Source organism: Microcoleus sp. FACHB-672, from assembly GCF_014695725.1.
In the GTDB taxonomy this organism is placed as follows: Bacteria; Cyanobacteriota; Cyanobacteriia; order Cyanobacteriales; family Oscillatoriaceae; genus FACHB-68.
Map to the genome: position 1 here is coordinate 47124 of NZ_JACJOU010000020.1, position 11666 is coordinate 58789.

Here is an 11666-nt window from a genome sequence, read left to right on the forward strand (position 1 = left end):
TAAAAGCAAGTTAAAAGCAAATTAGGATAACTGAGATTTAAGTGCGTTGATCATTGCAGCGCGATCAAATAAAGTCCGCACCGGCGGGCTTTTTGTATTTTTTATTTACACTTTGAAGAAAGTTTGCCGATGCAGACTTTTTCTGTTTTTAAGGATTAACTGAAAGTTTACAAAGATACACGAATCTATGTAGTGATTCTGTCTTGATCTTTGCAGGATGTGGAATTGAGAGCTTCTGAAAGCCTGCGTTTTGACGCCAGAGTGGATCAGGTCGAGTCGTGTTCAATAAAATTTTATTAGTATCATTCTTAAAAATTTCGGGTTAAGGGATAGCCGGCAAAAAATATCCGCAATTTTACGGAAAAACTTAAATAAGGAGTTCCTCTAGAATAAAGACTTATAGTTCTAGAAAAAGGTTTTTTGTCTGTGACTCCCCGAAAACAAAACGGCAAAAATCCCTCACGCAATCGCCCCACCACAAAGCTGTTTGGGAAGTTAGAAGAAGTTTCCTTCCTAACCCCCCCATTCCCTGTGACACTTTGGGCGGATGAGATTGCTAAAAGAGAAGGGAAGGTAGGGGTTGGAGTAGGGTTAAACTTCCCTAAAAAGGGAGATGAGGGGGGAATTTCACCCCTGATGAACCGACAGTTGTTCAGTTCGGTAGGGCTGGAATTAAAAGGGGGTACTCCCGAAAAACAACTGGGAAGTGATGGGTTTGAGGTTATCCATCCAGACGATATTCAAAAATATAAAAATATTTACCAAAGCGCCTTTGAAGAGTGCCGGCACTTCCAGATCGAATATCGCCGCAAAGATGCCGGCGGGGAATATCGGTGGATTTTAGAAACCGGCGTTCCTCAATTTTCACCGGCAGGCGATTTACTCCGCTATATCGGCACTTGTTTTGACATCACAGACGAAAAGCAGCATTTATCTAAAGAAATTGTTCAGGGTGACTCTGATTCAGAGCCGGTATCAAAAACTTTACAAGACAGCTTTCAATTTAATCGTTATCTATTTGACAGATGTCCCGCCGGCTTGGCCTTATGCCGGCCTGATGGCACTCTAGTTGAAGTTAATCCAGCTTTCGCTAGCATTATTGGTTACACCGTCCCAGAAACGCTCAATCTCAGCTATTGGCAAATAACCCATGAAAAATACGCTGCACTAGAACAAATCCAACTAGAAAACTTAGAAAAAACCGGACGCTACGGCCCTTATGAGAAAGAGTACATTCACAAAGATGGGCATTTAGTGCCGGTGCGGCTCCAGGGGACGCTCGTTGAAATCGAGGGAGAACAATTTATCTGGTCAAGCATCGAAGACACCCGCACTTCAACGCAAACTAAACAAGAAATTGGGGAAAATTACAGCCTTTTACAAACAGTCATCGAAGGAACTCCTGATGTTATTTTTGTCAAGGATACTTGTGGATGCCATGTAATCATTAATTCGGCGTTTACCAAGCTGTTTGGGAAAGCAAAAGAGGAAATTCTGGATAAGGATGATACTGCCTTATTTCCCCCAGAAGTTGCCGCTAAAATCAAAGAAAAAGACCGCAGAATTATGACGAGCGGTGAAGCAGAAACCATCGAGGAAGTTATGCCGATAAATGGCATTCTGCGGACATATTTGACGACAAAAAGCGTCTGGCGAGATCGAGAAGGAAACGTAATCGGTTTAGTTGGCATTGCTAGGGACATCTCCTCTCGCAAGCAAGCTGAAGAAGCGCTGCGCCTGAGCGAAACACGCTTGAAGCTGGCGCTAGAGGCAGCAGATAACGGTGTATGGGATTGGAATATAACCACCGGCGAAGCTTATTTTAGCCCTCAATTTCAACAAATGGTCGGCTATGAGGTGGGAGAGCTTGAAGCACACGTTAATAGTTGGGTAAATCTAGTAAATTCGGACGATCTGCCAAAAGTGCAGGAGGCGCTGAACCTACATTTAGAAGGACGCACGTCTGCCTACCAAGCCGAATTTAGAATGCGGAGAAAGTCGGGGGAATGGCAGTGGATCTTCAGCACCGGCAAGATAGTAGAACGAGATGAAGTCGGCAAACCGCTGAGGATGCTCGGAACCCATCAAGATATTAGTGAGCGCAAGCAAGCTGAGAAAGAAGAGCAAAAATTTATTGCTTTAATAGAAGGCAGTTATGACTTTGTCGGTATCTCAAACCTTTCTGGTGAAGCGACTTACTTGAACGAAGCCGGTCAAAAGTTGATTGGTTTTGAGAGCCTTGAACAAGTCAAGAACACCAAAATTATAGAGTGTTTCTTCCCTGAAGACCGAGCCTATGTTTTAGAGCAGATTCTGCCCACTGTCATGGAACAAGGGCGATGGGAAGGCGAAGTTCAATTCAGACACTTTAAAACCGGCGCAGCGATTCCCGTCATTTGGAATGTTTTCGCCCTCAAAGATCCACAAACCGACGAAGTTTATGGCATCGCCACTGTCACCCGCGATATCAGCGAACGCAAAGCGCTCGAAAAAGAATTAGAGAGGAGGCAAGCTCGTTTTGACGCCTTCTTCAGCGCCGCCACCGCCGGCATGGTTATCTTCGATGAGCAGTTGCGGTACGCTAACATCAACGCAGCCCTAGCCGAGATGAATGGGGTGTCGATGGCAGACTCTATCGGTAAAACTGTGTCGGAAGCCCTGCCCGATATAGGCGCATTCTTGCAGGCTACCTTTGAGACGGTGATGACCACCGGCCAACCGATTCTTAACATGGAGCTTAACGGTGAAACACCCAAACAACCTGGTGTAGAACGGCATTGGATGGTCTCTTACTTTCCACTTCCCGGGGCCGATGGCACAGTTTTGGGAGTCGGCGGCGTGGTTGTGGAAATTACAGAGCGCAAACGGGCTGAAGAAGCGTTGCGCGAGTATCAGGAAAAGCTAGAAGGGTTGGTGGCGGAACGCACTGCCGAACTTTCCACAGCAAATGAGCAACTCCAACAACAGGTACATGATCGGCTACTGACAGAAGCAACTTTGCGCGAGTCGGAAGAACGATTCCGTGTCACTTTCGATAATGCAGCCGTTGGCATTGCTGATGCCGGTTTAGATGGCAGCTTTTTAAGAGTGAACCCGAAGTTTTGCCAAATTTTAGGTTACAGCCACCAGGAAATTCTGGCACTCAAGTATCTAGAGATTACCCACCCAGACGATTTTGAAGCAGATATCAAGGCGATGCAAAGCGTGCTGTCGGGTGAGAAGCAGACGCACTTGCTGGAAAAGCGCTACATCCGTAAAGATGGTTCTCCAGTTTGGGTGAATTTAACGGTGTCAATGGTGCGCGACGCTGTCGGCGAACCAAAGTATATGATCGGGGTGATAGAAGACATCAGCACTCGCAAAGCTTTAGAAAAAGAATTAGCCTTGCGACAAGCTCGTTTTGATGCCTTTTTCACCACTGCACCTGCAGGTCTCTGTATCTTTGATGACCAACTGCGTTATGTTCAAATTAACGAAACCCTAGCAGATTTCATTGGAATGCCGGTGGCAGAGTGTCTAGGTCGCAATATATGGGAAATTATCCCTGAACTGGCCCCCACTTTAGAGCCAATTTATCGCAGAATTTTAGCCACTGGCGAACCAGTCATTAACATTGAAATTGCTGGAGAAACCCAAAAGCACCCAGGCGTTATCCGGCACTGGATCAACTCTTATTTTCCGCTTCCTAGCCCAGATGGCACAGCTTTAGGCTTAGGAATTGTTGTCATTGAAATCACTGATCGCAAACGAGCAGAAGCAGAGATTCAACAAAGCTATAATCTCTTGCATTCTGTCATGGAAAGCACACCTGATTTAGTCTTTGTCAAGGATCGTGAGGGGCGTTATGCGATGTTGAATACACCTGCTACCAACGTCTTGGGAAAATCAGTTGAGGAAGTTGTCGGCAAGACAGATGCTGACATAATGCCGGCTACAGCAGCGCTTCAGCTCAGAGAAAATGATCTCAGAATTATGAATAGGGGTGTGACTGAGATTGTGGAAGAGCCAGTCCAAATAAATGACCAAATCATAACTTATCTTTCCGCCAAAAGTCCTTGGCGCGACTTGGAAGGAAATGTGCTGGGTATCATTGGAATGTCACGAGATATCAGTGATCGCAAGCAGGTAGAAGAGGCTTTGGTGCGCTCTGAACAAGCGCTGAGGCAGCAAGCAATGCGAGAAAAACTGATAAACCGGCTTGCCGGTCAAATTCGCAATTCTCTTGATTTAGGTACGATTTTGGAAACAACCGTACAAGAGATTCGTAATCTTTTGCAGGTAGACTGGTGTACCTTTAGCTGGGTTCGCATCCAGTCGTTTCCCGGTGTTTGGGAAACAGTACACGAAGCAAGAAATCCCGCTTTGCCATCACTTTTGGGTTCTTATCCGCTTGAGTCAATGAACCTAATCTTGTCCCATATTGTGCAGCGGAAAACTATGTGGGTAGACGACATCAGAACAATTGACGATCCGCAAGTGCAAGCAACTTATTTCTTCTTAGGAATTAATTCGTCGTTCTCACTGCCTATTCAAACGCAATCGTGCGAAGACATTGGGGTGATTGTCTGCAATCATACTCAACCACGGCTGTGGCGTGAAGAGGAAATTGAACTGTTGCAAGCGGTTGGCGATCAACTGGCTATCGCAATGGATCAAGCCCAACTCTACGAACAAAGCCGCGCCAAAGCCCACGAACTGGAGCAAACTTTGCACCAACTCCAACGCACGCAAACTCAGTTAATTCAAAGCGAGAAAATGTCTTCTTTAGGGCAGTTGGTTGCTGGAGTTGCTCACGAAATTAACAACCCCGTTAACTTTATTTACGGCAATCTCACCCATGCAAATGATTACACCCAAGATTTACTAAACCTGCTGCACCTTTACCAGGAAACTTATCAAAATCCTACGCCGGCAATTCAGGAAGAAATCGAAGCCATTGAGCTAGATTTCTTGCAAGAAGATTTACCTAAGCTTTTATCTTCAATGAGAATAGGAGCAGAACGCATTCGCGAAATTGTCCTTTCTCTCCGTACTTTTTCCCGATTAGATGAATCGGAAATGAAGGAGGTTGATATTCATGATGGCATTGAAAGTACGCTGCTAATTCTCGCCAATCGTTTGAAAGCGAAGTCAGAGCGCAACCCCATCGAAATTGTCAAAGAATATGGCAGCTTACCTTTAGTTGAATGTTATGCCGGCTCGCTCAATCAGGTGTTTATGAATATTCTGACAAATGCCATTGATGCGCTTGAGGAATACAATAAACACCACCCACCCGAAAACATTAAAGCGAACTCTAGCCAAATTACAATTCACACAGAGTTCATTGATCGTTTATCTGCGAACGAGCTAGCATTTGTGCGGATCGCGATTTCTGATAATGGCCCAGGCATGAGCGAACAAGTGCGATCCAAGCTATTCGATCCCTTCTTTACCACCAAACCAATCGGCAGCGGAACGGGTTTAGGTTTGTCGATTAGCTATCAAATTGCGGTCGAAAAACATCGAGGAAATTTGCGGTGTGTTTCAGCCCCCGGAGCGGGATCTGAGTTTATAATCGAGATTCCAGTCAAGCAACCTCTCTAAGAGCAACTGGAGCTTTTTTCTAACCGTTAAGTTTATCCGATATTTGCCAATGTCAGAGGTTCACTGGCAAATTCACCACCGGCATTCAAACAATCAATTGCCCGATCAATTAAATCACACCCTTCGGTTACTGTTTCCATCCGCGCTAACTTATCTCGCAACTCCCCGGCATTCGGGAAACCTTTTGCATACCAAGTCATGTGTTTACGCGCTTGCCGCACCCCGCGTTCGCCTTTATATAAATAAAGGGCTTGCAGGTGTTCTTTGGCACATTCCAACCGTTCAATAGCAGTGGGTGCAATCTTTTCTATGCCGGTTTTCAGGAAGTGATCAATTTCTCCCACCAAAAAGGGATAACCCATCGTTCCCCGCGAACACATTACCCCATCCGCGCCGGTTTCTTCTAAGCATCGAACTGCTGAATCAACTGAAAAAATATCCCCATTTCCAATCACAGGAATTGAGAGAATTTCTTTCACCTGCCGAATCCATTCCCACTTCGCAGCACCATTATACCCTTGAGCGCGAGTGCGACCGTGAATGGTAATCATCTGTGCGCCGGCATCTTCCATGCGCTTAGCAAATTCCAGAATATTAATTTCGTTGTCTGTCCAACCAATACGGGTTTTAACCGTCACCGGCACTGCGACAGCTTCCACCACGGCACGAACAATTGCTTCTGCGGTTTCTGGATCGCGCAGTAAGGAAGAACCGCCACCATTTTTGGTAATTTTGTTAACCGGACACCCCATGTTGATATCAACCGTATCCGCGCCTTCTTCAACAGCCATCACGGCTGCTTGTGCCAAAAAATCAGGCCGGCAGTCAAATAATTGGATGCTGATTGGACGTTCGTTGGGGTCAACTTCCATAATTTTCGGCAATTCCCGCACATAATGCAAGCCGGTGGCGTTCACCATTTCGGTGTACATCATCGAGTCGGGTGCGTGCCGGCGCACCAAGCGACGGAATACCATATCTGTAACGCCGGATAGCGGCGATTGCAGGACGCGACTTTTGACCTCAAAGTTACCGATTTTGAGGGGCGCTGATAATCTTTGTTTTAATTCTGGGGAGAGAGCAGGCATCGTTAATGACAGAGCCAATCTAATTTCTTTATTTTATCTTGTTTTATCTAGACTTAATCTTGCAAGCAGTGTCATGCGCTAAACTCAGGGCAGAAATGCCGGCTGTGCAGGAAAGTTTTATGACTCAAGAACTTATAGATTTGAGAAGTAGTATCCTTGAAGGTCGCTATGCAGACGCTTTGGCTATTGTGGATGAGTTAGATTGGATGAGTAAAAAAGCGACCCTGCGAAATATCAAATCTTTTTTAATCAGGCTGTTCGTTCACTTAATTAAAAACCAAGTTGAGCGACGATTGACAAATTCCTGGGTTGCTTCTATATCTGATTCAATTGTACAAATTCAAGACTTGAATCTGCAAGACAATAAAAGTTCACACTATATCAAAAGTGATGAATGGGAGCAAATTCTTCAAGACTCACTAGCCGCTGCCATCCGTCCCGCTAGCGTAGAAGTGCTAGGAGGACGCTTAAGACCTTCTCAACTTTCAGAGATGCTGGATAAGCCGCAAATTATTTTAACAGCAAAGCAATTGCTGGATCTTACTTATGTGCATTCAGCCTATGATTTACCAGATATTTTGGATGAGTATTTAATTCAGTTACCCGGTGGAGAAGATTGGCAAGAATAGCATTCGCAAATAGCACGGCAATTTCTATTCAGCTTGCCAAATTTTAATCATATTGTCCCAACTGCCACTCGCCAGACGTGTCCCATCAGGGCTGAAAGCGAGAGACGTAACCGGCCCGGAATGCCACTTCAAGGTATATTGCAATTGCCCGCTATCAAGATGCCACAGATGAATCGTGCTATCCCGGCTGCCGGTGGCAAGTAATTTCCCATCTGGTCTAACCGCTACCACTTGCACCCAGCCAGATTTATTCGCAATTGTATAGTCTACTGTTTTGGTGGTTAAATCCCAAAGTTTAATCGTTTTATCTTCACTGCCACTGGCAAGTCGCTGACCATCTGGAGTGAAGGCGACGGAACGAACCGAGGCACCATGACCCTTCAAGGTATCTATCAAGTTGCCACTGCTTAAATCCCACAGATTGATTGTGTTGTCATCAAAGCCACCGCCACTGGCAAGCCGCTTCCCATCGGGACTGATGGCGAGAGATTCCACATAGCCGGTGTGTCCCGTGAGGGTGCCCATTAGGTTGCCCGTTTCCAGATGCCACAGCCTGATCGTGTTGTCAAAACAGCCACTCGCGAGTGTCTTGCCGTCGGGACTGATGGCGAGGGAAATGATATAGCCGGAATGACCTGTGAGGGTGGTTCTCAGGTTGCCGCTGCCAAGTTCCCACAGTTTGATGGTGTTATCTAAACTGCCACTAACCAGGGTTTTGCCATCGGGACTAATCGCGAGGGAACTTACCCAGGCGGCATGAGCATTTAAGGTGCCTAATAGTTGACCATTGCCCAAATGCCAGACTTTAATCGTTTTATCATAGCTGCAACTTGCCAGGGTTCTGCCATCTGGGCTGATCGCAACGCCAATGACATAGTTAGTATGACCGGCAAGGGTATGAACACAGCGCCAACTCTGGGGAATGCCGGTGTTTGGGTGTTGAATTTTGGTGGGAGAATTCGAGTTTGAGGATGAAGTCAGCGACCAATAGAGGTCAGCGATCGCTTCACCGGCAGATTGATAGCGATCGCTAACCCAATCTTGCAGTAGTTTATCGATCACTTTTCCTAATCGGTCACGGACGGCAAGTCCCTCTTCCATGAGGTGTGATCGCCACAACCAATTGCCTTTCATCGGATCATAAAGCTCATCGGGGGCTGTGCCGGTGAGCAGGTGAATGCAGGTGACACCTAAACTGTAAATATCGCTGGCGGGATAGGCTTTGCCGCCTCGCAGTTGTTCAATGGGTGCGTAGCCTTCTGTGCCGATTTTTGTGCCGGTTTTTACTAAAACGCTAGCGCTTAATTGCTTGGCAACGCCAAAATCAATCAGCACTAATTTCCCATCACTTTTACGGCGCAGAATATTTTCGGGTTTAATATCTCGGTGAATCACTTGCCGGTCGTGGATGTATTGCAGCACCGGCAGTAAATCTAGCAAAAGTTCTTCAATTTCTTCCCCACTAAATGCGCCTTTTCGCTCTAACTCTTGTAATAAGTTTTGCCCATCAATAAATTCTTGGATTAAATACAGCCGGCCTTCTTGTTCAAAGTCAGCAAATAAAGCCGGAATCTGCGGATGATCTCCAAGTTGCAACAACTGTCTCGCTTCTTGGGTAAACATTTCAGTTGCTTTCTGCAATAAGCCAGAGTTTTGCTGAACTTGTGATAATGGCAAAAATTGTTTAATCACGCATCGAGCATTGAGCCGATCTGAATCTTCGGCGATAAATGTTCTGCCAAATCCCCCTTCCCCCAACACTTCAATCGCAGAGTAGCGATCTTTTAGCAGCAGTTTTGTCCCGCAATTTTTGCAAAACATCATCCCTTCAAGATTCTGGGGATTCTGGCAGTCTGGGTTAAGACAGTAACTCATAAAAAATACAGGTTTTAGATATTAGATAAAAATTTTGGTATGATTTATATTATATCTTTTGCAAAACTTAGTTTTTAGAAAAACCGCAAATTTTTCCGGCAGTCTGTTGTCAGATATCAGCAGATGAAGTTGCGCCGGTGAAATGATCAGATTTTTCAAGAGATTGATAAAGTCTGTCGTTTTTAGCGTAAATTTACCAAATTTTAGGTTAAAAACTATGGACTTTAGAAACACGGTTATGAATAGGATCATCCCATTTTTGTAAACTTCTCGTGCCGGCATTTTGCCCGCTTGTCGTCATTTGTGGCAGCAAGATGCTCGCACTCCAATATTTTGGCAAATCCTAGATGCACCCGTTAGGAATTAACTTTGTTGACCAAACTCGGTTTTTAGCGACTCTAAATCAGCCTCTACAGGGTCAAAACCGGCAGCTTTTTTAGATGGAGGAGATTGATTGCCGGCAGCCGGCGGATTAGCCGGCGGTTGAGCTTGACTCATCTGAGACTTGAGTGATTCTAATTCCAGAGCAATCATATCGGATTTCGCCGGCTGAGCAGTTGTTGATAAAGATTTGGGAGAAACCTTTGCCGGCGTTACGGGTGAGGAAGCATTTAAATCTTGCAATACTTCCGCCGCCGACTGATAGCGATCACTGGGTCTTTCTTGTAAGATTTTGTCTAAAATTTTCCCCAAATGATCACTAACAGATGCCCCCTTTTTCGCAAGGATTTCTCGCCAGATCCAATTTCCATCCACAGGGTTATACAATTCATCTGGCATTCGTGCTGCCAGCAATTGAATGCAAGTCACACCTAAACTGTAAAGATCGCTCGCCGGAAACGCTTGCCCACCCCGGAGTTGTTCCATTGGCGCATAACCTTGAGTACCGGCTCTCGTGCCGCCGGTTTGCGCGAGTGCGGTGCCGGTGCCTTGCGTTGCCACGCCAAAATCAACTAACACCAACTTGCCATCTTTGTTGCGCCGTAAAATATTATCTGGCTTGAGATCACGATGAATCACTTGATGCTCGTGAATAAATTGCACAACCGGCAGTAAATCAAGCAACAATCCCCGAATTTGTTGTTCGCTAAAAGCACCTTGCTGCTGTAATACCTGCAACAAATTCGGCCCATCGATAAATTCTTGGATTAGATACAACCGTTTATCTTGTTCAAAATATGCTAGCAGTGCCGGAATTTGCGGATGCTCGCCTAATTCATCCAATCGCACCGCTTCACGGCTAAAAAGTTCCGTAGCTTTTTGAATTGCTGTCGTGCCTTGAAATTGTGGCAAAAACTGTTTAATTACGCAGCGTGCGTTGAGCCGGTCTTCATCGACTGCTAAAAAAGTTCTGCCGAACCCCCCTTCTCCAATCGGTCGAATGGCGCGGTAGCGTTCCTTAAGCAGCAACTTAGAACCGCAACTGAGGCAAAACTTTGTCCCTTCAGGATTCTGAGGGTTTGGGCAGTTGGGAGTGAGGCAATAACTCATACCGGCTGTTCGCTTGCGAGACTTGTCTCTATTCTGACCTGTTGCGTCGCTGTCTTGCCCACCCGCAACAAAGCGCAAGAGCAGGGAGCACTAAGAAGCGATATAAGATTCTTTCGCAGACTCGCGAGTATTGACAAAGCAAGCAGGCACAACAAATACCTACTGCCGATTGAATCTTATTGTTAAACTTAACCTAGCTTTAATCTTAACCAAATGTTAATCTACACTAAATTATGCGAGTTACCGTACTTAGCTGGCGAGAGAAACCACTCCGACAGTGTCAATCACCAGCCACTTAGCCAGCCTTGAGTTTCTAATCAGTAGATTGACTGGCTGAGGAATTGCTGTTCTAGTTCTTCTAGGAGTGTGGGCAATGAGTTCAATATTTTTTAGTCCTAGCGATTGGCAGAGTATCATCCTCAGACTGAGTGTGGCACTACTGGTTGGCAGCGCAATCGGTTTTAACCGGGAGCAGCCCGGTAGACCGGCAGGCTTGAGAACTTTTATGATAGTGAGCTTAGGCGCTGCCATGTTTGTGATGATTCCCTTACAAGTTAATAGTCAAAGTACGTTTGACTCAACGAACGCTCTAAGCCGAACGCTTCAAGGTGTTGCCACAGGAGTTGGGTTTTTAGGTGCGGGAATGATTCTGCAACAACCTCATTCCAGGCTTGGCAAGGCAGAAGTCAAGGGGTTAACTTCCGCAGCAACGATTTGGCTGGCTGCCGGCTTGGGAGCAGCAGCCGGCTGTGGTTTATGGCGAATGAGTTTGATTGGAACACTGATGGCGTTAGCCGTTCTCAGTGGAGTGAAAAAACTCAAGAAGTCTAACCTGATTCGTCTTTATGATTACAACGGAACAAAAAAGCGAAAAAAGGACGCTGTATCTACCCAAGATCCAACGCAGCAATAACTTTTTTTCCCTAGAGTTGTATGCCAGAAGCAGACAACTCTTAAAACTTGCCTTTTCTCTCAACTCTTCACCAAGCGCCCTACT

General features: G+C 45.8%; 6 protein-coding genes. 3 read left to right on the top strand and 3 right to left on the bottom strand.

Features of this window, described 5'->3' with window-relative positions; translation table 11 throughout:
* Nucleotides 1-426 precede the first annotated feature (426 nt).
* Complete coding sequence (locus H6F56_RS16235; RefSeq protein WP_190670045.1) at nt 427-5586, top strand: PAS domain S-box protein; 5160 nt, start codon at nt 427-429, stop codon at nt 5584-5586.
* 32 nt (nt 5587-5618) lie between these two features.
* Here the strand turns inward: H6F56_RS16235 and dusB are convergent, their stop codons facing one another.
* A complete protein-coding gene (gene dusB, locus H6F56_RS16240) occupies nt 5619-6674 on the bottom strand; it encodes a tRNA dihydrouridine synthase DusB (protein ID WP_190670047.1) in 1056 nt (351 codons plus the stop codon).
* Nucleotides 6675-6793: 119 nt separating this feature from the next.
* Here dusB and H6F56_RS16245 point away from each other — a divergent pair, with 119 nt between their 5' ends.
* Complete coding sequence (locus H6F56_RS16245) at nt 6794-7303, top strand: DUF29 family protein (protein ID WP_190670049.1); 510 nt, start codon at nt 6794-6796, stop codon at nt 7301-7303.
* Nucleotides 7304-7327: 24 nt separating this feature from the next.
* On the opposite strand, the gene H6F56_RS16250 is transcribed toward H6F56_RS16245, so the two are convergent.
* Nucleotides 7328-9178, bottom strand: a complete 1851-nt coding sequence (locus H6F56_RS16250) for a serine/threonine-protein kinase (RefSeq protein WP_190670051.1) — start codon at nt 9176-9178, stop codon at nt 7328-7330.
* Between the two features lie 363 nt (nt 9179-9541).
* Nucleotides 9542-10747, bottom strand: coding sequence for a serine/threonine-protein kinase (locus H6F56_RS16255; RefSeq protein ID WP_309236552.1), 1206 nt, complete (start codon nt 10745-10747; stop codon nt 9542-9544).
* A gap of 295 nt (nt 10748-11042) precedes the next feature.
* Between H6F56_RS16255 and H6F56_RS16260 the strand changes: the two genes are divergently transcribed.
* The gene (locus H6F56_RS16260; RefSeq protein ID WP_199312956.1) at nt 11043-11582 is read left to right on the top strand and encodes an MgtC/SapB family protein; all 540 of its coding nucleotides are present in this window, start codon (nt 11043-11045) and stop codon (nt 11580-11582) included.
* Nucleotides 11583-11666 lie beyond the last annotated feature (84 nt).